The following is a 26,801-nucleotide window of genomic DNA, read 5'->3' on the forward strand; positions in this document are numbered from 1 at the left end:
AAAATATATTTTACCGAATGGGCAGACTTTTTTCAATTATGGCATCGATTTGTTGTACCGCTTTTTCCAAATCGACAGCGTCCACATGATGCTCTAGACTCTCCACGTATTCACTCTGTTTGTTTTGATACCGAGGGTCGTAATAATGGACTAAAAGCAAAGCGATAGCTGTGCGGTAATCCCTGTTGGTGAGAGCGTCGCGCAAAAGAGCTCCTTGCTCCGTAGGAATTCTCCTGGCGATCGAGGTGTACGAAAGCTCCACTTTTTCTGCAAAGTCGGGACGCCATGAAAACGGGACCACATACTCTTCGTAAATTCGTTGGACGCGCATCTCTAGTGGTGCCGTGACTTGAATATGGATGGCCTGCTTCTTGGCATCGACCAAGAAAGGCGGCAAAATAGCATTCCCAATCCGCTTGCTCTCCGCCTCCATCACAAAGAGGGAAGCATCCCGATTCCTTTGCAGCGTTTCAAACAAACGGGCATCAAACATCTTCTGATTGGCCGGCTTGCCTTTCCCAATATGCCCGAAAACCGAGCCACGATGTCCTGCCATTCGCTCCAGATCGAGAACAGGGTGTCCGTTCTCCTCTAATCTTTTGAGTAGTTCTGTTTTCCCCACGCCCGTCATACCGTGTAGCAAGAAGACAGGGACTTGCAGTTCATATGGTTCAATCGTCTCCAGTACGTGCTGACGGTACGCTCGATACCCGCCTTGCAAGCGTCGAACGCGCAGACCCGAAAATGTGGCGAACGTCGCCATAGCCCTGCTCCGCATTCCACCTCGCCAGCAAAAGATCGTAGGCGGCTCTCCCCATTCCTCTCCCCGTTGTTTGATAGCTTGCATGATCGCTTCCATTTTGGGTGAAACAATCTGCATACCCAGCCACTGAGCAGCGACCTGTCCTTCCTGCTTGTAAGTCGTTCCTACCAGCGCTCGTTCCTCATTGCTAAATAACGGGATGTTTACCGCCCCGGGAATCGATTCTCTGGCGAACTCTCCCGGCGAACGAACGTCTACCAAATTCGAATATCCTTTGACCAACAATTCCTGAACGGTTATTTCATGCAATGTATGTCACCCTAACTTCTGTTATGCTAGATTTATCTACTTGAATTTTCAGATATTCTATTATTATACCTCGTTAGTCAGGAGGCCATAACATGGCAGATAGAGTAAAACTCACTTCCCTCACCACAAAAGGTGGGTGTGGGTGCAAAATCAGTCCGGACGCCTTGTCAGCAGTTCTGAAAAACTTGCCTGCCCCAGCAGTACGTGACCCACGTCTTTTGGTGGGCGTAGAAACATCGGATGACGCCGGTGTGTTTCAGCTGAATGATGACCTGGCCATTGTACAAACACTCGATTTCTTCACCCCAATCGTCGACGATCCGTATTGGTTCGGGCAAATTGCGGCAGCCAATGCCATCAGCGATGTCTTTGCCATGGGCGGCAAACCGATCACGGTACTGAACATCGTGGGTTTCCCCATTTCCAAGCTGGACCCGTCTATTTTGACCGATATTCTGCGTGGCGCTGCGGACAAGGTAGCGGAAGCAGGCGCCGTACTCGTCGGCGGGCATTCCATCGATGATCCCGAACCGAAATTCGGGTTAGCCGTTACGGGTACAGTACACCCCTCTCGCGTTTTGACCAATGCCGGAGCAAAACCAGGAGATGTGCTGATCCTGACCAAGCCGATCGGCGTCGGCATCCAGACGACCGCGATCAAGCGTGACGCCCTTTCTGTCGAGCAAACCGAGCTGGTGATGACCGTCATGGCGACGTTAAACAAATACGCAGCCGAATGCATGGAAAGCTTCCCGGTGCATGCGTGCACGGACGTCACCGGATTTGGTTTACTCGGACACACACTGGAAATGGCAGAAGGCAGCCAAGCTGGCATTCGAATCTACGCAAATGACGTTCCTGTTTTGCCTGGGACTCGCGACCTTGCAGAGCAAGGAATCATTCCCGGCGGAAGCAAATCAAACTTCCGCTGGGTAGCGGATCGCGTGCAATTCCCTGAGGACATGGATGAGCTCGATCGTCTGATCTTGTGTGATGCCGTGACCTCTGGAGGGCTCTTGATCAGCGTGCCCGCGGCAGAAGGAACCCGTCTTTTGGAAGAGCTGCACGCCCAAGGAATCGAGTGGGCAAAGATCATTGGTGAGGTCGTTGCAAACCACCCAGGGACTATTCAAGTAAATTCCGATAAATCGTAAAATTTTCCTTGCGTCGGTTCCTGCTTTTGAAGTATCCTAATCAACAAGAGTTGATCTGTACAAATAATTTGAAGGACGGGAGTGTTGGTTCATGGTCGTTTCTGTAGTTATCTGCGCTTAGGTGGGCCTCTGATAAGGGGCACTGCCTCTTAAAGACCACCTATAGCAAGAAGCTGCAGGATGCCAGAACCGCTTCCGTCTTTTTCCCGATTGGATGTTTGGGCACCAGTTTATTTGAGGAACATACCAAATCAGGTATGGGGCCATTTTTTGCTCCTCTCCAGACTGGCTACATTGCCCGACTCCTTCTATCGATCGTAAAAGCGCAAGCGGAAGCTCTCCCGTTTGCGCTTTTTTATTGTGCAAAAAGTGATGGTCAAGGCTCCTGCAAAAGAGATAGAACCAGGTAGGAATGGAGGATCTTGTCATGCATTGGCGTTCATGGGATTTGAATTTAAAAGTGCGTTTGTTCGGCGAACTGATTACTCACACCTTTTTTTGGATGTACTTTCCGTTTATGGCACTATACTTCAGCGACTCGTTCGGAAAGGACGTCGCGGGCGTTTTGCTGATGGTTCCACCGCTTTTGGGTATGCTGTCCAACCTGTTCGGAGGCTATTTGGCTGACAAAGTAGGTCGTAAGCCGACCATGCTGCTATCACTCTGTACGTCTTCGCTCATGTTTGCGGTGTTTGCTTTTTCCGGGTCTCCCCTAGTCGATTATTTTGCATTCATCGGAATTGGCATTGCAGGCTCGCTCTACTGGCCTGCCAGCTCCGCGATGGTGGCAGACTTGACGACGGAGGAAGATCGTCGACTTGTTTTTGCTACCTTTTACACGGCAATGAACATAGGGGTAGTCGCAGGACCTGTACTTGGCTCGTTCTTCTTTGTGCATTACCGCTTTGAACTGTTGCTCGTCTGTACGGTCATCGAGCTACTCTTCGCCTGTGCCATCTTCTTTCTGGTAAAGGAAACCCTGCCCGTAGAAGTACGCAAGGAGAAAGCCAAGGAACGCTTCTCCCTCACCCAGCAATTCAAGGGATACGCGGTCATTTTCCGTGACAAAGTGTTTGCTCTCTACATTGGCGCCGGCATCCTCGTAGCCATCGCCTTTATGCAACTGGATATGTACATGGCTCTATACGTCAAAGAGCATGTAACCAATCAACCGCTGCTCTGGTGGGGAGACTGGACATTTACTGTCGGCGGGACCAGTGCATTCGGCTGGCTGATGGGACTGAACGGCTTGCTTGTCGTCTTGTTTACCCTTCCCGTCACCCGATGGTTCCAGCATTGGAGCGACCGAAACAGCATGGTGATCTCGTCGGTCCTGTACGGCTTTGGTATGTTCCTGATGGCCTTTACCGCGAACATCTGGCTGCTGTTTGGCTGTATGACCATCCTGACGCTCGGAGAGTTGATTCGTACTCCAGTGGCTCAGAGCTTTATTAGTAAATACGCACCAGAAGATGCTCGCGGACAATATATGGGGGCTTCGTCTCTGCAGTTTTCCATCGGACGGTTTATTGCTCCCCTGACCATCGGGATCTCTCAATGGCTGTCGCCTGTAGGCGTCTTCGGGATCATTCTGGCGGTCTCCCTGTTCAGCGCGTATCTGTATATCCGCTTGTTCCGCATGATCCCAGAGGAACAGCACTCATCTTCCCAATCGTAATACAAATGAGGTCGACCCATCTGTGACGGGGGTCGGCCTTTTCTCTGCCCTCCAACTGTACCAGTCGTACTAGCTTTCAAAATCTAGCATATAGTGAGTACTAGGTAGGAGAGTCACGTCAGGAGGGGGTTATTTCCATGAATCAGCCGAGCGCATTCGCCACATTTAAAACAAAGGGAGAGCATGTGTACCGAACATCTGCCTATATTCAATGGGGTACGTCATCTGCATCACTGGGAAGCTGCCTCTTGCTGAATCCAGGCTCGTCCACCCTATTCCGGGAAAGGCCTGCGCCTCATCACTCGATCATGGGACAAACTACGCTCGATCCAACCATGCACCAGCTGGTAAAACTGACCGAAGCGATCTATCAACCAAAAGCAGAGCAAGGCACACTCGAGGGCAGACTGCACATCTACAACCTTTTTTCCCTGCAAAACCCGCAAGCAAAAGAAGCAGTCAGCCTGTTCGAAGCCCTCCTTCATGCAGGTGATACGGCACTAGATGAGCACATCACGCGATCTCATGAGCTGGTCAAGCACCCGTGGATGTTGCTCGGCTGGGGATGCATGGCAAAAGCTTCTCGCCCCCTCCACTCATTAAAGGAAATGTGGCTGCGAGAAATTGCCGCTGCGGGCGTCCCTACATTCGGGAAACCGTGCGCCACCGGGAAAAACTACTACCATCCGTGCCCACAGCTCCATGCCATGCGAGAGCTGATCTTGCGTGACTTGGTTGCCTTGCACGACCAGGCTTGTGGTTCTGTACGAGGATAAGGATGCGCCTTCAGTTCGGACTTTAGAGGCGGGGCGGAAAAAGGAGAAAACGCTCCAGGTTAGTAGGGACACTTGCACGGGGGTCATCCCTGCACGGCTCCATTTCAAAAGCGGAACCGCGTCCAAAGTAGTCGTCTCAAAAGATGCCTTTCAAGGTGGACGCTAAAAGCGTGTTCCACTTTTTCCACTCCGCCTCGGCTGCGTCCCTAATACCTTCGCTTTTTTCTCCTTTTTCCTGGCGAGCTTTTTATTTCGTTCGAGATTTGCAAGCTTGGATCACAAACAATGAAAAAGGGAAAACCATATAGCTTTCCTCAAAGAGCTAAGAACGTAATGTTGTTAGCAGGGTTTTCGTTTTCATTTGAATGAAAAAAGGTTACCATGCGTTTTGGCAACCTGAAAGGATTCCACAAGTGTTTCAACGTTAGATGAGAAAGCTCTGCCCGCTAGAAAAGTATGTTTCCAGTCGGAACGATTGCGGAGTCCCTCTTAGCGGAATCATGTATCCCGAGGAAACAGAATCGCTATCCATGAATAACTGCGTAGCTGCGCGCCGTTTGGCGATTCCCTCGGGATCCATGGTGGAGCGGACAGTCTCCTCTCCATTGTAGGACGTAGCCCGGAGCGCAGAATGGACAAAGGCTTTTCTCCATTACAGCCACTTTCTCGACAAAAAAAGTCTGCTCCCTCACAAAAAGGGAAACAGACTCTTTTTTCTGTACTAGCTGTTACGGCATTTCGTTTGCCTCGTAATACTCTTCCCGGTCAAACTTACCTCGCATCCATTTGTACGTATCATCGTATATGCTACGTACGACCTGATCGGTGCTGGTTGCCGACTGGATCAATGTCTTGGAGCCGTAATAGTACGCATGGACATTGTTTTTATCCATTCCGAGCTTGTGGGCGGCCACGAGCTGGTTGTAATAAGTCTGATAGAACTTGGGATCACGATACATCCGCTCATCCCCTTCTATTTCTACACCCATCCCATACTTCTTCACGGTGTCTAGCACGCCCTCGATACGGTCGAGCTGCACCGGCTTGTCGCTGTAATAGTTCGGCTGCAGGAAGGCATAGTCGAAATACAACGATTTCCATTCCCCTACCCCTGGAGCACCGTAATACGGAATCCAGTAGAAACGCAACGCCTCGTCATGAACCATTCCTGCCATGCTGCGGATCAAATCACGTTCCTTTGGAGCACTGTCTTCGATCAGTTCATGGAACCAGTAGATGCCTTCCAGCTTCAGGTACGAATACCCCGCCTTGTTCCAACGCTTTTGCAGCTCCTGGAAGTACCATTCCAACGCCTGCTTGCGGTTCTCGTATGCCTGTTCCTCACCAATGCCTGCCGGATTAAACGAGAGCGATGGCTTGTTATCCGCCAGCTTACCGAAGTTGGTCTGATTCATATTCGGGTATGGCAATGCCAAAACGACATTCTCCTGTGTAGGTGTCGTGTACAAAGTCCCTCTCAGACGATTGTACTCCCGCATAGCACTGTTCAAAGCATCCAGCTGTCTATCTGTCCCAAACAGATCATTTAGATACCCTTGCCAGCCTTGCTTAGTTGCAGCCATGTCCTGATACGGCAGGAAGAGGACTGTATCAAACATTTGGTCACGCATGTAACCGTCTGCCGTGCGATAGCCGACCATTGGCAGGAAGTCTTCCTTGGTCCAGTTTCCTCGGTCCCCGTATGCACCGGAATACGCAAGCAGCATATTTTCCACGCGGTTTCCTGCTTTTTTATCTTCCATCATCTGCGCCGGACTAGGTGGCGGCAGCAACACCGCTCCTTCCCATCGGCTGTTTTCGTTCGCCCAGACTTCCAATTGACGAGCGAAAGCAAAAACTTTTACCGGGAAGGAGACACGAACGTAGCGTGCTTCTACGTCAGGGAGCGTCACACTCAGCGTACGCAATACCTGCTTTTCCTCAGATGCAGGGACGTCATGAACAGCTTTCCCCGCATAAGACCAGGATTTGCCGTCCCGCGATACTTCTACGTCCATCGACTCAGGAAGTGTAATCCCTGACGTCTTTTGCTGTTTGAAGGTCAACGCGATTCGCTCCAGCGGTTTATCTTGTGACAAAGCTACCGTCACTTTCCGACCGAACTGACGGTTAAAGCCAGTCCACTCCTCGGATGGCGTCACCAACCCGCCTACCGGGCCCGGATACTGCTTCTCTACGGTTTGGAAATAAGAATCGGGTGGTCCGAACGTTTTTACCGAGGTAAAGCTACCCGGAGCCACATTGACCAAATCGTCCTGCTCAGCCGATTCGACAGCTTCCTCCTCATCTGCGGGCTTCTGGTTATCTACCGTAGAAGCTTCCTGGCTGGCAGCATCAGAAGCTGCATTCGTAGAATCAGCAGTCTGTTCCTTCGAATTCGTTGTCTGTTCGCTAGCATTTACCGCCTGGTCTCCGGAGTCATTCTTTGGAGCATTTGTAATTTCGACCGGGATCGTCTCGGTATGATAGCCCACCGTAACAGTCACATTCCCTTTTCCCGGTGTCGGGCCAGCAACGAATGTCCCATCGGGCAGGATCGTTCCCAGCTCTTGTCGGTCAAAAGCGAAGATTGGCGTAAACGGAAGCTTTTCCCCCGTAGCACTCGCCACTTTTACTCGCTGGCTGGTGCCCGCCATCAAGCTCACACTCTTGGTGCTCAACTTGAATTGGGCTTGTTCTGCCTGCTGGTATCGGGCATTCAATACGCGCTCAGCAATCACAGCCGCTTCCGCACGCGTCACGGTTCCGAGCGGATTAAACTTCCCATTCGCCCCCTGCATCCAACGCTGATTGGTGACTTCTACGATCGCTTCACGAGCATAGCCCGCCATTTCCTCTTCGTCACTGTACGTAGCTGTATTCGTACTTGCTGCTTTTGCCACATGACTTGCTTGCATCAGACGCGAGAGCAACACCGCTAGCTCTTGTCTTGTCAGGGGATCAGCTGCTCCCACTGTGCTGTCGTTTCTACCGTTCATGACACCAAGCTCCGATAGTCCATAGACATACGGCGCATAAGGGCTCTCCACCGGCACATCCTCGAAGCTCGCCTCTTTTGCTGTCTTAGGCTGTAATCCGACCACCTTAGTCAACAAAACGGCAATATCCTGACGGGAAATCGTTTTTTGTGGATAAAAAAGGCCATCTCCCTGACCATTGATTATCTGAAGAGACGCCAAGTGATCGATGGCTTCCTTCGCATAGCTGTTCCCTAGATCTGTGAACGTTGTAGTGGCTTGATTCTGCACCTCAGTCTGTCCAGAATCCGCTGTCGCATTGCTCGTATTACTCGCATCCGATGCAGCGCCAGCCATCGGAGCCGCTGTGGCCAAAAGCGTAGAAAACGCCAGGCAAGCGGCCACGATGCGGTTTCCCATTCGTTTCTTACTCATTGTATTCTCCTCCAATTACCCCTTCTCTTTCTTATTCGGCAGGGGGAACCATCGACGGGCGAGGCGGTTTTGGTCCAAAGAACTGGTAGTAATCGACCTTCATATTTCCGTTGTAGAGCTTCCGCTTTTTGCTCGCCTTTCGTCCAAAATGTTCTTCAAACAATTCGTCTGACGTGATGACGTAAAAAGACCATGTATCTAGGGCAGCAAAGGTCTTACCCATTTCCCCATACATCTTGCTTACCTGCTTCCACTCGCCCAAGCGTTCTCCATACGGCGGGTTGCAAATCAGATACCCGTACTTTTTCTTGGTCCGGATATCGCGCATATCCATGCGTTGGAAATGGATCAGATCATCGACTCCCGCCTCAGCCGCATTAACGCGGGCGATCTTCAAAATCTCTTCATCCATATCCGTACCGATGATCTCCAGCTTTTGATCATAGCGCGCCAGATCGTGAGTCTCCGCGCGAGCCTCTCTCCAAGCGGACTTCGGGATGGTAGTCCAGCTCTCCGATACAAACTCCCGGTTCATACCTGGTGCGATATTCTGCCCGATCAATGCTGCTTCGATCGGAATGGTACCAGAGCCGCAAAACGGGTCCATGAAAACGCGATCCGGCTTCCAACGGGACAGCATGATCATTGCCGCAGCCATCGTCTCCTTGAGTGGCGCGGTACCGATCAGCTCGCGGTAGCCCCGTTTATGTAATCCCGGCCCGGATGTATCGATGGTCAGTGTCGCCACATCCTTCAGTAACGCTACCTCGATCTTGTACAACGGTCCCTGCTCATCGAACCAATCCCGCTTGTACGTCTTTTTCAGACTTTCCACGACAGCCTTTTTCACGATTGCCTGACAGTCAGGCACACTGAACAACGTAGACTTCACGGACTTGCCTTCTACCGGAAACGTAGCGTCCTCTGTGATCCAGTCCGCCCATGGCAAAGCCTTGGTCTTCTCAAATAGCTCGTCAAACGTAGTCGCTTGGAACTCCCCAATCTTTAGACGCACCCGGTCGGCAGTTCGTAACCATAAATTTGTTCGCGCAATCGCAGAAATATCCGCGGTAAATGTCACCTTGCCATTTTCCACCTGTACATCCGTGTAGCCGAGTGCTTTTACCTCTTCCGCTACCACGGATTCCAATCCAAATGTCGCCGTAGCGATTAATTCTACTTTTTGCATCCTACTTTTCTCCTGTCCGTACATATGGCTTCGGGCTACACCCTTATACTATATTACCCGATTTGAGTATAGCGTTGGTAATCTTGTCCTAAAATCAAAAAAACGCCCTTTTGTCTGAGCGTGGCGGGAAGAAGCATGATCGAAGGGTCCACTGGAAAACCTATGAAATAGAAAGTACGCATCAATAGGAGGCAGCCATGCCCGAATTACCTGAGATGGAGACTTATCGGAGACTTCTGCAGCAGCAGATCGGTGGGCTTGCGATTACCGATACCCATGTCGAACGGGAAAAGACGGTTAATCTGCCTGGGGATCAATTTGCCCAAATCGTTCGTGGCAAAAGGCTCACTCTCATCGACAGACGCGGAAAACACCTGTTGTTTCATTTGGAAAACAGCTATGTCCTGCTGCTTCACTTGATGCTGGGCGGTTTTCTCTATCTCGGTACGGCAGAGGACAAGCTGCCCCGCTCATCCCAAGTGACGCTTTCGCTTGGCAACCGCATCCTTTATTTTCATGGACTACGCCTAGGGTACCTTCATCTTTTGACAACTGAGCAAATCGATGAAAGACTCGCAGATCTAGGGCCGGAACCGCTCGCCCCTGCGTTTACCGCTGCTCATTTGGCTCAGCTGTTATCCACCAAGCGTGGGATACTCAAGACTGCCCTTGTCGATCAGCATTGGCTCGCCGGCATCGGAAATTGCTACTCCGATGAAATCTGTTTCCACGCAGGAATCCTACCGACACGACGCATCCCCGATCTGACTCCTGAAGAGGTGACTCGACTCTACCTATCCATGCAGACTGTTTTAAATGAAGCCATGCAATACGGTGGATATATGGAAACTCCACTCTACCAAGGGGACGGACTCACGGGCGGCTTCAACGCCCGCTGCCGGGTATACGACAGAGGAGGAGAGCCGTGCCTACGCTGCAGTCACGCAATCGTAGGGGACAGGCTCTCCTCCCGCAAAGTCTTTTTCTGCACCCACTGTCAGACGTAACAAATGAAATTAGACAGTTGTGTGCTCGGGCGTTTTCATTTTTTTCACCATATACACCTGCTCCGTTCCCGACGGACCGAAGCCTGCTTCCTCCAAAATCCGTAGAAGCTGTTCCTGAGCTGCTGGCAAGTTAAAGGTCGAACGGCGGCATTCCAGTTCATGTGGCGCATAAAGCTCGGTCAATGCCACACGCATGATCGTATCGGCATCGCTATGCGCTGGCTGCGCTGCACAATGACGGAGTACGATAGAAGAGACCTTTCCCTCTTCATTTACCGTCCGTTTGTACATCGCGTAACCGACAGCGTGACCTTGTTCGTCCTCGACCAGCAATGCTTCGCCGTCCCGCATGCTCTGCCACTGGTTTTGCCAAGGCGCGTCTGATTGATAAAAAGGTAACATAGAAGCCTCCCCGGCGAGAACATGCCTTACGCGATACGCTGTATTCTCTTTGACACCAAAAAGGTTCGCAGGAAGAGCGTTGGTCCTTTGCCAGAACAACAATCGGTCCAATACTTCGTAGCCCAATTGTTCATAGAGGGCAATCGCTTTGTCATTTTGGCTGACGGCTTCCAGCGTAGCATCGTCTACCCCTGCTTCTTGGTACAGCTCAAGCGTTGCTGCCATCAGCTGCCGTCCCAGCCCTTGACGACGATAAGCAGTGGCGACTCCTGTGCCGCCATTCCATGCGATTTTTCGACCATTGATGATTCGCAGTCCACTCGCTACCAAGCCGACGGGCTCCTGATCATCAAAGGCAACTACCGACAGACTGAGCACATAGCCTTCCGCTCCGAGGCGTTGAACCAACATTTCCTCTGTCATGGTAATCGGGAAAAAGTAACCTTCAAAGCCCCTATTCCAAGCTTTTGTCACTTCCGCAAATGTACAGTCACTCATCCGCTTGATGGTAATCATGGAATCACCTTCCAATCTATTTAATAAAATAATTTTAATCGACAAAAACTAAAAATTCAATCACTTTCGCTCGACAATACCCGTACCTGTCCCTCAACCTGCTGGCATGGTAAGATGGAAAAAAGTTTGTTCCTTGGAGGTTCCCATGCGCAAACAGCTCACGGTAGGCTCGTTGATTACCGGTCGCTCCATCCCTACTACTCTGCAAACAACTCCTATACATACAAAACCAGCATCGCCAGCCAATCGTACGGACAGTCGATCCGCAGCTCGTCTGCAAGGCGGACAAGCCAGCGTGCGAGTAAAACAGCGCGATCAAGTGTTTCACGTACATGCTGTCCCCCGCGAAACTCTCCTGTCAGCGGCATTGGCACAAGGATACCCTGTGGCCTACAAATGCCAGCAAGGACATTGCGGAAAGTGCACGGTGCAACTGATGGAGGGGGGCTCCTGTCTCTCGTCTCCTACGGGTCAGGAACAACAAAAACTGGGTAGCAAGCTAACCCAAGGTTACCGCCTTGCTTGTCAGAGCACGTTTCGATCTACGATACAGAAATAAAGGTGGCTATCTCATGAAATCGAATCGAATCTTATTGTTCGCTGGTGGAAGTCTGGGACAATGGGCCATTCATCATATCAAGCAAGAAGATTGGTTAGTCGGTGTTGATCGAGGGTCCTTGTTCCTCGTCCAGCATGGTTTTTCGCCTCGTCTCGCCATCGGTGACTTTGACTCCGTCAGTCCTGATGAGAAAGCAGAAATCGAGCAGCATAGCCAGTCCGTTTCCTCTTGTGACCCGATCATGAAGGATCTGACGGATACGGAAATGGCTCTCACCTGGGCATTGGAACAACAACCGGCAGAAATCGTGTTGGTAGGGGCATTAGGCTCTCGCTTCGATCATTCCTTGGCGAATGTTCATTTACTGCAAAAAGCACTGCGAGCTGATATTCCTTGCAAAATCGTTGATGAAAACAATGAGATTCGCCTGATCGACAGTGCGCTTACGGTAGAGCGGGACCATTTTTCTACTCTCTCCTTGCTTCCTTTAAGCCCGGAAGTGACTGGCATCACCCTCCATGGATTTCAATATCCACTGAAAAATGCCACGCTGCGCATCGGCGATACTCTCGGAATCAGCAATGTACTGAAGGCCGACACAGGAACGATCTCGCTGCACTCTGGTCAGTTACTCGTCATCAAGAGCAAGGATTAGGTCATTCTACTCTGCTCCATCCTTATAAAAAAGGATCGCCCGTTTATCCACGACGGACGATCCTTTTTTGCATCTAGTCAGCCTCTTCCTCTGGAACGAGCGGCAGCTGCCAATCGATTTCCTCGATGCCTTTGGAACGCAAAAACGCGTTTGTCCGCGAGAAAGGACGACTGCCAAAAAAGCCGCGATTGGCGGAAAACGGGCTAGGGTGCGGCGATTGAATGATGAAATGCTTGCTCGTATCAATGAACGAAGCTTTTTCCTGAGCATGCTTGCCCCAGAGAATGAACACCAGCGGCGTTTCCCGGTCGTTCAGGTGGGTAATAATCTGGTCGGTGAACGTTTCCCAGCCTAATCCTTTATGCGAGTTGGGAGTACCGCTGCGTACCGTCAGTACCGTGTTGAGCATCATTACTCCTTGCTTCGCCCAGTGAGTCAAATACCCGTGCTGCGGGATCGTGCAGTTCAAATCGCTTTGCAGTTCTTTGTAAATGTTTTGCAAGGAAGGCGGTGGCTTGATCCCTGGCTTCACGGAAAAGCTCAAGCCATGTGCTTGTCCTGGTCCGTGATACGGGTCTTGTCCCAAAATAACAACCTTGGCATTCTCATACCCGGTCAGATGGAGCGCTGTAAAAATGTTAAACATATCTGGATAGATAGTCTGCGTCTGATACTCTTCCTTTAACATTTGCCGCAATTTCAAGTAGTAGGGCTTCTCGAACTCGTCTGCCAATACGGGAGCCCAATCATTTTGCAAGATCGTCATGTATTCTCACCTTGTCCGATAGTTTTGCTTCTACCTTATCATAAAGGCTGCGGCAACGAGAGAGAATAGGACCTCGCTCGTCCAGTCCCATTTTTTCGATTTTTTCTAGTCTTTCTTTCCTAGTACCCTCGCTTGATAGCTGATCTGCTCGAATTTTGTCATAATATTTTCTGGGAAGATTTAGATACATAAAAGGGAAGAGGTTTACTACATGAAATGGGACATCAAATCGTTTATTGGGGGCATCGTGGTAGGTTCGGTGTTGTTCTCCGGGATCGCGATCGCAGCACCAGCTTTTCCAGATGTAACCGAAGGAACGAAAACACCGTTCACTTACTACTTTGAAGGAGTACCGAAATCGCCTTCGAGCGACGTACAGGGGATTATGTACAAAAATTCTGTATACGTTCCCATCCGCTTTGTTGCGGAAAACTTGAACAAACCCGTGATTTATGACGCAAAGTCAAAATCTATTTTCATCGGCAAGCTTCCGGTAGCCAAAATGTATTCCAAGATGGAAGCGGTGGAGCTGGTCAAAAAGAAATTCGCCGGCAGCCTGACTCCTACACACGTAGTTGAATACGATCACGACGACGAAAAAGGCCATTATGTTATTCAAGTTTATCAAACCGTCGTGAATAACTTCCAGTCTGGAGATAGCTATACAAGCACCTATGGCTGGTTTGTGGTGAATCCAAATACAGGGGAAGTTAAATCGTTGCTATAATCTCATACGTTAATAAAGGAAAGAACAGCAGCCTTAGGGGGGCAGCTGTTCTTTTTAATGTGCCACGCTGCTATTCATTCAACGGAAAATGACAAGCGACATAATGACCATCCACTTGCTGCTGCAACGGTGGAGCCGCCTCGCGACACAAGTCCTGGACATACCGACAGCGGGTGTGGAAATGACATCCTGTCGGTGGATTCGCCGGGTTCGGTAAATCTCCTTGCAAGACTATCCGTTCTTTTCGCTGTGTCGGGTCTGGGATCGGCACAGCCGATAGCAAGGCCTCCGTGTAAGGGTGCATCGGTCTGGCAAAAAGCTCGTCGCGTTCAGCGAGCTCCACGATTTTGCCCAGATACATAACAGCGATCCGGTCACTGATGTGCTTGACGGCAGGAAGCCCATGCGAAATAAAAATGTACGTAAGCTGCAGCTCCTTTTGCAGCTTTTTCAGCAAATTCAAGATCTGCGATTGAATAGAAACATCCAGTGCAGAGACAGCTTCATCGCATACGATCAAGCTGGGGTGTAGCGCGAGTGCCCGGGCGATCCCGATGCGCTGCCGTTGGCCACCGCTGAATTCGTGGGGATGGCGGCTCAGATGATGGGCACCCAGACCGACCAGCTCCAACAATTCCACCACTTTATTCCTGATTTCCCCTCCCCGTCCCAAGCCGTGCACGCGAAGTGGCTCCGCTATGATATCTTCTACGCGCATGCGAGGATTTAGCGAGGAATAGGGGTCCTGGAAGATCATCTGCATGTTCCTGCGAATCGCTTTTTCTTCCTCTTTACCGAGCCCCGTCAAGTGCTTGCCCTCGAACCAGATCTCCCCTTCAGTCGGCTCCAGCAGCTGGAGAATCATTTGGCCCGTCGTCGATTTACCACACCCCGACTCGCCTACAATCCCCAGTGTTTCCCCTCGAAATACCGTAAAGTCTACGCCATCTACCGCCCGTACGTGGCCCATCTTTTTGGAAAACATGCCTTGCTTGTACGGAAAGTGTTTTTTCAGCCCTTTTACCTCGAGCAACGCTTCCTGCGCCTGATTCATGGTGCATTCCCTCCTTACGCATATAAGCAGCGTGCCAGATGGTCTTGGTCCACCTCGACAAGCGACGGCTTCTTGGATTGACACTGCTCTGTTGCAATCGGACAACGGGGGTGGAACGCACAGCCAGCTGGCATATCCAGTGGATTCGGAACAGCACCGGGTATGGACCCCAGCTCTTCTCGCTGTTCATCGAGCTTGGGCAACGAGCCAAGCAGACCTTTTGTATAAGGATGCTTCGGGCGAGCGAAAAGTTCAAAGACGTTAGCCTGCTCCACCACCTCACCGGCATACATGACGATGACTCGATCCGCCATCTCCGCAACGACCCCGAGATCGTGAGTAATCAGGATGACTCCCGTATCGTACTCCTCATTCAATTTCTTCAACAGCTCTAGGATTTGCGCCTGAATGGTTACATCGAGTGCCGTCGTCGGCTCGTCCGCAATCAGCAGAGCTGGATTACATCCCAAGGCCATTGCGATCATTACGCGTTGGCGCATCCCCCCTGAGAGCTGATGCGGAAAATAATCGATCACTTTATCTGCTCGCGGGATCCCCACTGTATCTAGCATCTCGATGCTTTTTGCACGTGCCTGCTGCTTGTCCATGCTTTGATGCTGACGAAACACTTCACTCAGCTGGTTGCCGACCGTGAAAACCGGGTTCAGCGAGGTCATCGGCTCTTGGAAGATCATCGATAATTTGTTGCCGCGCAGTTTGCGAAGCTCTTTTTTGTTTAACGCGAGCAGATTTTGTCCCTCCAGCAGGATTTCCCCGCCAACCACTTGTCCGGGCGGAGCCACCAAACCCATGATGGAGAGGGAGGTAACGCTTTTGCCGCAGCCCGACTCACCTACGATGGCCAGCGTCTCTCCTTTGGCAACGGAAAAGGAGATTCCATTTACGGAAGGAACCACTCCGTCTTCCGTTTTGAAATGTGTTTGCAGGTTCCTAACTTCCAGTAATTTCGTTTCCATCTGACCACCCCCCTTACTTTCTTGCCTTCATCCGCGGGTCCAGCACATCGCGCAGCCAATCCCCGAGGAACATGATTCCGAGTACGGTAATCGTGATCGCAATCCCAGGAAACGTAGCGACCCACCAGCTCGTAGCCAGGTACTGTCTTCCGTCGCTGAGCATGCCTCCCCACGATACGGCTGGCGGCTGGATTCCAAGACCAAGAAAGCTCAGGGATGCTTCTGCGATGATGGTTGTTGCTACACTCAATGTGGAAACCACGATAAAAGAAGAAATGACGTTGGGCAGGATGTGTGTCAGGATGATTCTCCGGTGACTCGCCCCAACGGTCCGTGCCGCTTTGACGTAGTCCCGTTCCTTTACCCCCAATACCTCACTGCGAATGATCCGCGCATATTTCACCCAGTTGGTAAAACCTAAAACGAGGATCAACGTCATAAGACTCGGACCTAAGACTGCCAGAATAACCAGCATGAACAAAATATTGGGGATCGCCAGAAAAGCGTCGACCGTACGCATGATAATGCTGTCGATCCATCCCCCGTAATAACCGGATACTAAGCCGAGAATGACCCCAATCGCTCCGGCCAAAATCACCGCACAGATACCGACCATGAGCGATACTTGTGAGCCGTATATGATCCGACTCAAGACATCCCTACCTAGGTTGTCCGTTCCCAGTGGGTTGACAGAGGAACCACCCTCCATCCACATGGGCGGCTTCAGACGTTTGGCCGCCTGCGTTTTGGCCGGGTCATGCGGGGCAATTACTCCCGCGAAGAGAGACATAAACACGACAGCAACGACGATAATCAACCCGATCGTACCGGTTTTGCTTTTGAACAGCATGCGGGCAAATCGTCCAAACTGACCGGTTTGCTGTACCGGCTTGCCTATGCTCTGTAGTTGCGGCGTTTGTGTTTCCAAGGATGCAGACACATGGCTCACCTCCGATTAGTTGTACTTGATACGCGGGTCCAGGACACGATACAGAATATCCGCGAGCAGATTACTGATGATGACGAGGAATGCCACGACAAAAACAGCTGCCTGTACAATGGCCATATCGCGCGTATTGACGGCCTGAATAATCAACTGCCCCATTCCCGGCCAGGAGAAGATCGTCTCGGTAATCAACGTTCCCCCGATCAATGTCGAAGTCTGCAACGCCATGATCGTCACGACCGGAATCATCGAGTTTCGCAACGCATGCTTGTACACCACAATGGTTTCAAGCAGGCCTTTGCTGCGAGCCGTGCGGATGTAATCCTGGTTCAAAATCTCCAGCATGCTAGAGCGGATCAGGCGAGTCATCTCAGCTGCGATCCCCGTCCCCAACGTAAATGCAGGCAAGACCAGGTGCGCCACGGTGCCGCGCCCTGATACCGGTAAGACCTTTAGCTCCACCGCAAACAACAAAATGAGCATAATCCCCAGCCAAAAATGTGGCATCGCTTTTCCTAAGACGGAGCTTCCTGAAAAGAGGACATCGAGGAAAGAATTACGCTTAGTTGCAGAGAGAATACCTAGAGGGATGGAAATGACGGTTGCCACGAGCATAGCGGCAAACGCTAATTCAAATGTCGCGGGTAGCCTCTCCATCACGATTGGCAAGGCAGGCATATCGTAGCGAAACGAATTCCCAAAGTCACCTTGGAGCAAGTGTCCGATGAAGGTGAAGTATTGGACGTACAAAGGCTGATCCAGTCCGAGCGCAGCAATCAAAATTCTCCGGTCCTCGTCTGTTGCCGTATCAGACAGCATCAGGGAGACAGGATCTCCTGTACAGTAAACGAGCACGAACACAATCACTGAGATCAAAAAAAGGACAGGGATGATCTGGAGCAAAGATTTCAGCAAGTACTGCCTCATGGTGTCACCTCCGAATGAGTCTTTTTAGACAGGAGGAGGTCTCAGCTTGAAGAGACCTCCTCCTGGGTACTTTCCTAGTTTTCTTCCCCTATTTCTTGGTGACCTCATCTGCGAACAGCATTTCGTCCAGTCGAGGTTCGAAATTGATTTTGTCGCTTACACCGAAGTTCGCATTCATTTGGTACATGTAAATTTGTGGACGCTCTTCTGCGATGATATTTTGAACCTTCACATACTGTTTCGCACGCTCTTCACGGTTCATGTTCTTTTCCGCTTCCTTCAGCAGCGTGTCTACCTCCGGATTGCTGTAATCCGACTCCCCTTTGGCACGCTCGGTCGTCAGACGGTCAAACGCCAGGGAAGCATCAAACATGGAGTTTGCGTAGGAAATCATGAATACTTCACCAAATTTTTTCGCTTTGTACGTCTCGTTGAACTTGCTCCATTCCAACAGATCCAGCTTGGCGCGAATTCCGACTTCTGCCAGCATCGCTTGAATCAGCTCGGCAGTTTCCTTGTCTTTTAAATAACGACCGCTAGTAGCACTGAAGGTAATGTCCACACCATTGGCGTATCCGGCTTCTGCCAGGAGTTGTTTGGCACGTTCGGGATCGTAGAGCGATTTGCCGTACAGCTCTGGATCGGCCCCAAAGTTTCCTGCCGTCACGCGAGTACGTGTAGGAGTACCGCCACCCGCCAAAATGCTGTCCACGATCGCTTTTTCGTCAATGGCAAGGTCGATCGCTTCACGCACTTTCGGATTTTCTGTGACCGTTCCCGGTGTCGTACGCAAAGACAGCTGCATGACGCGCTGAGTCGGGCCCGTCATCGCGTGCGTTCCTTCGTTGCTCTCGACCCGCTCCATGTCGCTCGGCGGAATGTTTACGGCGATGTCTACTCCACCTGTCAACAGTTCAGCCACACGAGTCGCATCCTCAGGAATGGATCTGAAAACGAGCTTGTCCCACTTAGGCTTGTCGCCGAAATACTGATCGTTTTTCACCAGGATCAGACGATCGTCACGCTTCCATTCTTGGAATTTATACGGCCCCGTACCGACTGGATTCTTGAGGAATTCATCCCAGCCCTTTTCCTTGATGTACTTGGAAGGAAGCATGCTGGAACCGAGGCGGGAGAGCCTGTTTAGCAACACTGGCTCTGATTCGTTCGTAATGATCTCGATTGTGTGCGGGTCAATGACCTTCACTTCTTTAATTTGCTTATAATTCCCGTACTCCAAAAGCTTTTGATCTTTGGCGATCCGCTCCAGCGTAAACTTCACGTCTTCTGCGGTAAATGGGTCTCCATTGTGAAAGGTTACGCCTTCGCGCAGCTTGAAGCGCCAGGTCTTATCGTTGACGATCTCCCACGAGGTGGCCAGATCAGGCTGAACCTTTTGATTTTTATCCTTCTTCACCAGATAGTTGAACATGTTGACATGGACTGCTTCTGTCGATGTATTGTTGTGATCGTGAATATCGAAGCTGACGACGTCACTTCCGCTAGCAAACGTAAGGACTTTCTCACCCGTATCACTCGCTGCAGGAGTAGTCGTGCCTTGGGCAGTTTGCTCCTGCTTTGGTGCCGTCGTTGTCGACGATTGGCTGCTGCAACCAACCATTGCTGTAGACAATGCAAGAATGGCGGCAAGACCAATTCCAGCTAAACGCTTTTTCATGTTGTTCGCCCCCTAAGCTTTTTATGTTTCTCTTTTCTTTCCGCTCTTGAATCCTTCATTCTTTCATTTGCCTAGGTAGTTCAAGGCTAGCGCGGAAAGCATGGCGATGCCGACTGGAAGGGCATCCTCATCAATATCGAACATCGGGTGATGCAGAGGATACTGCGTTTGTTTCTCCGGATTGCCAACACCCAGACGGAAAAATACTCCCGGAACGTGCTCGGTGTAGTACGAAAAATCCTCACCACCCATAGACGGTGTCACCAGCTGGTATTTTCCCTCACCTAGAACTTCATCGGACGTCGCCAGCAACCGGTCTACCATTTGATCGTCATTGACGATGGATGGATAGCCGAAATGGTAGTCGAACTCGTATGTAGCTCCTAGCGCCATCGTCACTCCCTGGACAACCGCTTCAATCTTACCGGGCATTTGTTCTCGCAGGGCTGGATTCAGTGTCCGGACGGTTCCCAGCAGCTCGACCTCAGGCGCAATGACATTGCTCGCGCTGCCCCCCTGGATTTTGCCGATGGTGATGACGATCGGATCGAGTGGATTCACTTGGCGGCTAGCGATATGCTGCAGAGCTGAAAGGACTTCTGCCGTAACCGCAACGGAATCGATCGCTTGGTGAGGATGAGCAGCATGACCACCTCGCCCGATAATGTTGATACGAATTCGGTCAGCTGCGGCACAGCTTACACCGCGGACAGCAGAAATCTGTCCAGTCGGCATTCCGGGAAAAACGTGAAGTCCCGCCATCGCCTCGATGTTATACGCTGACAAAAGCCCATCCTTGATCATCTCGTTTGCTCCGCCAAGCCCCTCTTCCGCTGGCTGGAAAACAAACGCGATGTTGCCTTTTTCAGGACGTACCTGCTGGGAAAGAAACTGAGCTGCCCCCATCAAGATACTGGTATGCGCATCATGTCCACAGGCGTGCATCTTGCCCGGCACAGTAGAGCGATAGGCGGCTTCCTTTTGATCCTGAATAGGTAATGCGTCCATATCCGCGCGAAGTCCGATTGTTGGTCCGGGCTGTCGACCTCGCAATAGGCCAACGACTCCCGTACGCCCCACACCGCGCCTCACTTCAAGACCCAAACGTTCCAAATGTTTGGCCACGAGCTCCGACGTGCGCAGTTCCTCAAAGCCGAGCTCCGGGTGTTGGTGAAAGTCACGTCGCCACGCGGTTACTTCCTCTTTGAGCGAGCTTGCTTTGGCAAGAATTTCGGAGCTACGGTACAAAACAGGGATATGGTCCATATTTTTATGCCTCCTTGGCGAACTCTTCGAATATGGCGGCCATGTGCTTGATTCCTTGAATATAGTCTTCGATGATGACATTCTCGTTTGGAGCATGGTTATTCGATGCGAAATTGCCCACGCCCACCGACACAGCAGGGATACCCAAATCCTGGCAGAGTATGTACATCGGGCCTGTCCCGGGAGACATCGGCATAATCGTCGGCTCCATGCCATAGATGTCTTTCACCGTATTTACCACCGCGCGAGTCAATGGATTGTTGAAAGGTGTGCGGGCTGGATGCTCCAGCGTATAGCCCTCCATTTCGATATCCGAAAACCCGTGCTCGTCCAAATGTTTTCGCAGCAAAGTGAAGATTTCATGTGGGTCTTGGTCTGGTACCAGACGGAAGTCCAGTTTGACTCTTGCTTCTGCAGGCAAAACCGTCTTGGATCCGGTGCCGGTATAACCTGAAACCAGGCCGCACACGGTACACGTCGGTTGAAAGATCAGTTTTTCTTTGAGGGGAATCCCTGTCAAGTCAAGCAAGAACGACTTCAACCCCAGCTGTTCCAATGTGCTTTCCTCGTTGTAGATCATCTGGTCGATCATGGCAGCATCGTCTTCATTTAATGTCGCTACCTTGTCGTAAAATCCTTTGATTTGAATCTTCTCATCCGGTGTTTTCAATGTATTTAGTGCCCAAAGCAATCTCCAGGCAGGATTCTCGATAATCGCCGCATTGGCAGAATGCAGGTCTGTGTTGGCGCCCTTACATACCAGCTCCACATAACACATTCCTTTTACCCCAAGGCTAACCTGCGGGCGACCGTCCGCATTTTTATAGCCAAACTCCCAGATACAGCCGTCAGCCTGGATGACATCACGGTACTTTTCCACAAACTCTTCCAAGTGAACACTGCCGATCTCTTCTTCCCCTTCTACGATGAACTTGACGCGAGTAGGCAGCTTTCCTCTTACTTGTGTATAAGCATGAACGGCGGCAAGTCGGGCCATGAGATTTCCTTTGTTGTCCGCCACACCACGGGCGTACATGCGGCCATCGCGGATTTCTGCTCCAAAGGGAGGTGACTCCCACAGATCGAGTGGATCTTCCGGTTGCACATCATAATGATTGTAAAAGGACAGGATCTTCTCGCTCTCCCCGGAAAACTCCCCGTAAACTACTGGAAAGCCGGACGTTTCTAGTTGTTTTGACTCCCCACCGATCTGACTGATAAACTGCTCGACCATATTGGCTGTCTCTTTCATGCCGCGGTTTTGTGCTGCGACACTCGGTTGTTGGCAAATCTCCTGAAGCCAGCGAATATAAGTCTCCCTATTCTCTTCGATGAATGCATACACGTCCTGCACAGAAGTCAACTCCCTTAACAGAAATATTCGTTTATCCTTCACTTAATAGATAAACTATAAAATACGAAAAATAGAGTGTCAACTTCAAATATTCTAAATTTTAAAGTAATATTTTTAGTCGTTTTGCAGGTTTTATTTCGTTTGTGAAGAAACGGTTTTTAAAATATTGGCGAAAATTACGTAATTCATTCTCATTTCACAAGCACAGGAGGAAAATAGCGATGGATGAACATGTGGATGACCTTGTGGAAGAACTGTATCCCTCCCTACAGGAATGGCGCCGTGATTTTCACAAGTACGCCGAGTCAGGGTGGGTGGAATTCCGCACCGCTAGTATCGTGGCCAGCAAGCTCGCTTCATGGGGGTACGAGGTGAAAGCAGGAAGAGAGGTAATCGCCGCGGATGCACGGATGGGAGTACCTCCCCAAGCCTTTCTCAAAGAGCAAGAACAAAGAGCTCTTTCTCAAGGGGCGGTCGCAGAATGGCTCCCGTATTTGTCAGGTGGATTTACTGGCGTGGTCGGCATTCTGGACTCTGGCAGATCTGGCCCCACCGTCGCATTTCGTGTAGACATGGATGCTCTCGATCTGCAGGAATCACATGAATCTGATCATCTGCCCGTTGCAGGGGAGTTTGTCTCCATCAATGACAAGATGATGCATGCATGTGGTCACGATGCCCATACTTCCATCGGGTTGGGATTAGCCTATGTCCTGAGCCAATGCAAGGATGGACTCTACGGACGCGTAAAGCTGATCTTTCAGCCCGCTGAGGAAGGCGTTCGCGGTGCAAAAGCGATGGTAGAGGCGGGGGTTGCCGATGATGTCGACCTTTTATTCGCCTGCCATGTCGGTACCGGCGTCCCTCTGCGAGAGGTAGTATGCGGAACGTACGGCTACCTGGCGACCACCAAAATGGACGTGGTCTATACAGGTATCGCTGCACACGCAGGCGGCAGTCCGGAAGAAGGACGAAACGCACTACTTGCTGCCGCATCTGCCGTCATGAATCTCCACTCCATCCCCCGTCATAGCGAAGGCAACTCTCGGATCAACGTCGGTGTGCTGGAAGCCGGAAGCGGTCGAAACATTATTCCCAATCACGCCTCGTTCAAGCTGGAAACACGGGGCGACACCAGTGAAGTGAATGAGTACATACTGGCCCGCGCTATCGACATCATCCATGGCTCTGTTCAGATGTATGGTGTGGAGTCAAAAATCGATATCGTCGGCAAAGCAGGCAGCAGCGACCCTAGTCCGGAGCTGCTCCCCTACATCCGAGCGCAGGCAGGCAGGGTGAAGGACGTGGAATCCATTGTGGATACTACCTCCGCAGGCGGCTCAGAGGATGCCACCTACTTGATGGAGCGAGTGAAGCAACATGGCGGTCTGGCCTCTTACCTCTTATTTGGTACTACGCTTGCTGCTGGCCATCATAACGAAAAATTCGATATCGAGGAAGAAACGATGAAAATCGCGGTAAAAACGCTGGCTTTATGTGCATTGAATGCTCACGAAGTATCTATACCTGAGCCCACCGCCCAACATACCTAACAGGAGGAATGTCAGCATGTCCGAATTGCTCCATTTTTTGAAGGAAAATCAAGCGAGTATCTTAGCCGATGTGGAACGAGTCGTCAAAGCCGAATCTCCTACGCAAGACAAGCAAGCTGTTGACCACTGTGGAGAGGTGTTTCAATCACTTTTTGCGGAACATTTGGGCATCACCGCCGAAGTGATCCCTATGGAAATCACAGGAAACCATCTGCGTTTTACATATGGGGAGGGAGACGAGCAAATTCTCATTCTTGGCCATATGGACACCGTATGGGACATTGGCAGACTCTCCTATCGAGTAGAAGGTAACAAAGCGTATGGACCAGGCATCTTGGACATGAAAAGCGGCATCATCCAGGCGATTTGGGCGGTAAAAGCATGCAAAGAGCTAGGGATTGCTCTGCAGAAAAAAGTCGTCTTCCTCTGCACGAGTGACGAAGAGACAGGCAGCGCAAGCTCTCGAACCTACATTGAACAGGAAGCCCTGAAAAGCTCTGTCGTCCTCGTTGTTGAGCCGGCCGTTGCAAATACGGGGGCATTAAAGACCTCGCGCAAAGGGGTCGGGCACTTTAGCATGACCATCAAAGGAAAAGCCTCCCACGCGGGCAATCACCACGAGGAAGGCATCAGCGCTGTTGAAGAAATGGCTCACCAGATCCTGTATCTGCAAAGCTTGACCGATTACAGCAAAGGCACAACGATTAATGTCGGCATTGCCAGTGGCGGAAACCGCTCCAATGTCGTGGCAGAAAATGCCCATCTCGAGATTGACGTGCGTATCAACCGTCTGTCCGAAGCCGAAAGAATAAGCTCTCTCATCACCAACGCAGCTCCTCATCTCGAAGGAACTACCCTTCACGTTACCGGCGATGTGAACCGTCCACCCATGGAACGTACCGATCAGACGGAAAAGCTATTCCACCTCGCTACAGCTTGCGGGGATGAGTTGGGGATGGCCCTCTCCGAAGCTCATGTCGGTGGCGGAAGTGATGGAAATTTTACAGCCGCCTTGGGAATTCCTACGCTCGATGGTCTTGGTGCAATGGGTGATGGCCCCCACGCTGAGTACGAGCACATCCTGATTGACCAGCTTTCGGTGCGAGCTGCTCTGTTAGCCAGCCTGATGACGCGAATGTAACAAAATAAGAAAAACGCGGGAAGTCGAAGTGCTCCCGCGTCCTTTTTTTGTACTAGGTCAGACTGTAGTGGAAGAGAGGAAAAAGGAGAAAACGCTCCAGCTTCTTGGGTCCCGTGCTGAGGGGTCATCCCTGTACAGCTCCAAGGAAAAAGCGAAACCGCGTCCAAAGTAGCCGATTCATGGTGAATCTCAGAGGTGGACGCGTAAGACCGTGTTTCCCTTTTTCCATTCCGCTTCGGCTGGTGCCCCAAAGATCTTCGCTTTTTCTCCTTTTTCCTCGGCCAACCTTGAATCTCCCCCTGCCTTCTCCTGGGAGCTTTCACAAAGTTTTGGTACGTACCTTGAATCTTTTGCAAATACAGGTTGCTAGAAACTACAAAAGCTCGCAGGAGAAGCATGTTTCCAGGCGGAGCGACTGTGGAGTCCCACTCAGCGCAGAGCGGGCAGTCAACACTCCCTTGCAGGACGTAGCCTGGAGCGAAGAATGGAAACAGGCTTCCCCCCCAACAGCTACTTTTTGCCTATTCCATTCCATACTTCTCTAGCTTGCGATACAGCGTGGACAAACTGATCTGCAGCTCATTTGCGATGACGGCCTTATCCTGAGCGTACGCACGATCTGTAAAATAACGATGTAACACAGAGCGCTCGTAGTCCGCCAGCAATTGTTCCAGACTGTGCACCTGATTCTCTGTACGTTCTCCCTCTCCAGGAGAAAGCAAGTATTCCGGTACATCCTCGATCCCGATCTCGTCGCCTTCTGCCATGTTCACCATGTACTCCACCGCATTTTCCAGCTGGCGTATATTTCCCGGCCAATCGTATTCGATAAGTCGTTGCGCTAGATCAGCATCAAGCTGGCACCGACTTTTTTGCAGCAAAGTCGAAAATCGGTACAAAAAGTGATGAAGGTACAAAGGGATATCCTCTCGCCGGTCTCGCAACGGACGTAGTCGCAGCGGAATGACATTGAGTCGGTAATACAGGTCTTCGCGGAAGGTCCCTTCCCGTACCATCTGTTCCAAATCCCGATGGGTCGCCGCAATGACACGTACATCTATGCCAATCGTTTTGACCCCACCTACGCGATCGACCGTCTTTTCCTGCAAGACTCGCAGAAGCTTGGGTTGGAGAGCCAACGGAATGTCGCCGACTTCATCGAGGAAAATCGTACCTTTATGTGCCAGCTCGAATTTTCCCGGCTTGCCCTCTCGTCTTGATCCGGTGAAGGCTCCCCCTTCATACCCGAACAGCTCGCTTTCCAGCAGATTCTCCGGGATTGCTGCACAGTTGATCGCCACGAATGGATAGCGGCTCCTGGTACTCTCGCTATGAATCGCTCTCGCTAGCAGCTCCTTGCCCGTCCCGCTTTCCCCGCGAACCAGCACCGTTGAAATGCTGTTTGTCACTTTCCTAGCTTTGGCGATCACATCCCGCAGTCCAGTCTCTGCCCCGATCAGCTGCGCAAAATAAACCGGATTGACAGATGCGTCGGGCTTTTCTTCCTGAATGTGACAGCTCTTTTCCAGCTCAGCATCCAACTCCAGCAGCTTGTGCTCGATCAGTGAACTGATATGCTGCAAAAAGGGCATCCACTTTTCTGAATGGTGCAGCATCTTTTCCTTTTGCTCGGTGGAAAACCCGATGATTCCGATGACCCCCACCGTCTTTTCCCGCTTGTGCACGGGAAACCCGATGGTCCCCAGCTCCCGGCATTGCAATAAAAACTTGCAGTTCATGCACTGCGAGTCGTTTTTTTTCATGTCGAAAATCATACCCGGTTGCCCGGTCTGCAAAATCATCCGAAAGAACGAACCCTCCGGTGCAGGTAATCCAATAAGTTCTTGATAGTAGCCCGTTCCACTCACACGGATGCCTTGCTCATCCAGTATGGTGACATCCAGCCCCAACACCTTCGAAATATTGTCTGCGTATGATTGAATGAATTCCTCTATGCGGGAAAATTCGGTCATGTTGGTCCTCCTGCATTA

Annotated in this window: 22 protein-coding genes; 9 read left to right on the plus strand and 13 right to left on the minus strand. The window is 51.0% G+C overall.

The window, feature by feature from the left end:
* Positions 1–10: 10 nt before the first annotated feature.
* Entirely contained in the window at positions 11–1,072 is a 1,062-nt protein-coding gene (mnmH, locus tag AN963_RS17165) for a tRNA 2-selenouridine(34) synthase MnmH (protein WP_055745750.1), read from the minus strand.
* A gap of 92 nt (positions 1,073–1,164) precedes the next feature.
* Here mnmH and selD point away from each other — a divergent pair, with 92 nt between their 5' ends.
* From selD to AN963_RS17180, 3 genes are all read left to right on the plus strand, one after another.
* Complete coding sequence (gene selD, locus AN963_RS17170; RefSeq protein ID WP_055745751.1) at positions 1,165–2,226, plus strand: selenide, water dikinase SelD; 1,062 nt, start codon at positions 1,165–1,167, stop codon at positions 2,224–2,226.
* 427 nt (positions 2,227–2,653) lie between these two features.
* Positions 2,654–3,904 (plus strand): MDR family MFS transporter, encoded by a 1,251-nt coding sequence (locus tag AN963_RS17175; protein ID WP_055745752.1) that lies wholly within the window; start codon positions 2,654–2,656, stop codon positions 3,902–3,904.
* 137 nt (positions 3,905–4,041) lie between these two features.
* Positions 4,042–4,680 (plus strand): hypothetical protein, encoded by a 639-nt coding sequence (locus AN963_RS17180; RefSeq protein WP_055745753.1) that lies wholly within the window; start codon positions 4,042–4,044, stop codon positions 4,678–4,680.
* A gap of 728 nt (positions 4,681–5,408) precedes the next feature.
* Here the strand turns inward: AN963_RS17180 and AN963_RS17185 are convergent.
* Together AN963_RS17185 and AN963_RS17190 are read right to left on the minus strand one after the other, a co-directional pair.
* Complete coding sequence (locus AN963_RS17185) at positions 5,409–8,093, minus strand: DUF4855 domain-containing protein (protein ID WP_055745754.1); 2,685 nt, start codon at positions 8,091–8,093, stop codon at positions 5,409–5,411.
* A gap of 31 nt (positions 8,094–8,124) precedes the next feature.
* Positions 8,125–9,282, minus strand: coding sequence for a THUMP domain-containing class I SAM-dependent RNA methyltransferase (locus AN963_RS17190; RefSeq protein ID WP_055745755.1), 1,158 nt, complete (start codon positions 9,280–9,282; stop codon positions 8,125–8,127).
* A gap of 197 nt (positions 9,283–9,479) precedes the next feature.
* Here AN963_RS17190 and AN963_RS17195 point away from each other — a divergent pair, with 197 nt between their 5' ends.
* Positions 9,480–10,289: an Fpg/Nei family DNA glycosylase gene (locus AN963_RS17195; RefSeq protein WP_055745756.1), complete on the plus strand. Its 810-nt coding sequence runs from the start codon at positions 9,480–9,482 to the stop codon at positions 10,287–10,289.
* A 9-nt stretch (positions 10,290–10,298) separates the two neighbouring features.
* Here the strand turns inward: AN963_RS17195 and AN963_RS17200 are convergent, their stop codons facing one another.
* Complete coding sequence (locus AN963_RS17200; RefSeq protein ID WP_055745757.1) at positions 10,299–11,207, minus strand: GNAT family N-acetyltransferase; 909 nt, start codon at positions 11,205–11,207, stop codon at positions 10,299–10,301.
* 145 nt (positions 11,208–11,352) lie between these two features.
* Here AN963_RS17200 and AN963_RS17205 point away from each other — a divergent pair, with 145 nt between their 5' ends.
* Together AN963_RS17205 and AN963_RS17210 are read left to right on the plus strand one after the other, a co-directional pair.
* Positions 11,353–11,766 carry a 2Fe-2S iron-sulfur cluster-binding protein gene (locus AN963_RS17205; RefSeq protein WP_055745758.1) on the plus strand — a complete coding sequence of 138 codons (414 nt, stop codon included), beginning with the start codon at positions 11,353–11,355 and terminating at the stop codon, positions 11,764–11,766.
* A 13-nt stretch (positions 11,767–11,779) separates the two neighbouring features.
* Positions 11,780–12,421 (plus strand): thiamine diphosphokinase, encoded by a 642-nt coding sequence (locus AN963_RS17210; RefSeq protein WP_055745759.1) that lies wholly within the window; start codon positions 11,780–11,782, stop codon positions 12,419–12,421.
* A 73-nt stretch (positions 12,422–12,494) separates the two neighbouring features.
* On the opposite strand, the gene AN963_RS17215 is transcribed toward AN963_RS17210, so the two are convergent.
* Entirely contained in the window at positions 12,495–13,187 is a 693-nt protein-coding gene (locus tag AN963_RS17215; RefSeq protein ID WP_055745760.1) for a uracil-DNA glycosylase, read from the minus strand.
* Between the two features lie 211 nt (positions 13,188–13,398).
* Here AN963_RS17215 and AN963_RS17220 point away from each other — a divergent pair, with 211 nt between their 5' ends.
* Positions 13,399–13,914, plus strand: a complete 516-nt coding sequence (locus AN963_RS17220) for a stalk domain-containing protein (protein WP_055745761.1) — start codon at positions 13,399–13,401, stop codon at positions 13,912–13,914.
* A 70-nt stretch (positions 13,915–13,984) separates the two neighbouring features.
* On the opposite strand, the gene AN963_RS17225 is transcribed toward AN963_RS17220, so the two are convergent.
* The 7 genes from AN963_RS17225 to AN963_RS17255 form a co-directional block, all read right to left on the minus strand.
* Positions 13,985–14,968, minus strand: coding sequence for an ABC transporter ATP-binding protein (locus tag AN963_RS17225; RefSeq protein WP_055745762.1), 984 nt, complete (start codon positions 14,966–14,968; stop codon positions 13,985–13,987).
* 14 nt (positions 14,969–14,982) lie between these two features.
* Positions 14,983–15,945 carry an ABC transporter ATP-binding protein gene (locus AN963_RS17230; RefSeq protein ID WP_055745763.1) on the minus strand — a complete coding sequence of 321 codons (963 nt, stop codon included), beginning with the start codon at positions 15,943–15,945 and terminating at the stop codon, positions 14,983–14,985.
* Between the two features lie 13 nt (positions 15,946–15,958).
* Complete coding sequence (locus AN963_RS17235; RefSeq protein WP_055745764.1) at positions 15,959–16,885, minus strand: ABC transporter permease; 927 nt, start codon at positions 16,883–16,885, stop codon at positions 15,959–15,961.
* 15 nt (positions 16,886–16,900) lie between these two features.
* Entirely contained in the window at positions 16,901–17,818 is a 918-nt protein-coding gene (locus tag AN963_RS17240; RefSeq protein WP_055745765.1) for an ABC transporter permease, read from the minus strand.
* Positions 17,819–17,906: 88 nt separating this feature from the next.
* Complete coding sequence (locus AN963_RS17245; protein WP_055745766.1) at positions 17,907–19,496, minus strand: ABC transporter substrate-binding protein; 1,590 nt, start codon at positions 19,494–19,496, stop codon at positions 17,907–17,909.
* A 63-nt stretch (positions 19,497–19,559) separates the two neighbouring features.
* Positions 19,560–20,762, minus strand: coding sequence for a M20 metallopeptidase family protein (locus tag AN963_RS17250; RefSeq protein WP_055745767.1), 1,203 nt, complete (start codon positions 20,760–20,762; stop codon positions 19,560–19,562).
* A 4-nt stretch (positions 20,763–20,766) separates the two neighbouring features.
* A complete protein-coding gene (locus AN963_RS17255; protein ID WP_055745768.1) occupies positions 20,767–22,116 on the minus strand; it encodes a M20 family metallopeptidase in 1,350 nt (449 codons plus the stop codon).
* Positions 22,117–22,337: 221 nt separating this feature from the next.
* On the opposite strand from AN963_RS17255, the gene AN963_RS17260 reads away from it, so the two are divergent.
* On the plus strand, positions 22,338–23,669 hold the full coding sequence (locus AN963_RS17260; protein ID WP_055745769.1) for an amidohydrolase: 1,332 nt from the start codon (positions 22,338–22,340) through the stop codon (positions 23,667–23,669).
* 16 nt (positions 23,670–23,685) lie between these two features.
* Entirely contained in the window at positions 23,686–24,810 is a 1,125-nt protein-coding gene (locus AN963_RS17265; protein ID WP_055745770.1) for a M20 family metallopeptidase, read from the plus strand.
* Positions 24,811–25,331: 521 nt separating this feature from the next.
* Here the strand turns inward: AN963_RS17265 and AN963_RS17270 are convergent.
* Complete coding sequence (locus tag AN963_RS17270) at positions 25,332–26,783, minus strand: sigma-54 interaction domain-containing protein (protein WP_055745771.1); 1,452 nt, start codon at positions 26,781–26,783, stop codon at positions 25,332–25,334.
* Between the last annotated feature and the right edge of the window lie 18 nt (positions 26,784–26,801).

Origin of the sequence: Brevibacillus choshinensis, from assembly GCF_001420695.1 — a bacterium.
Lineage (GTDB): Bacteria > Bacillota > Bacilli > Brevibacillales > Brevibacillaceae > Brevibacillus > Brevibacillus choshinensis.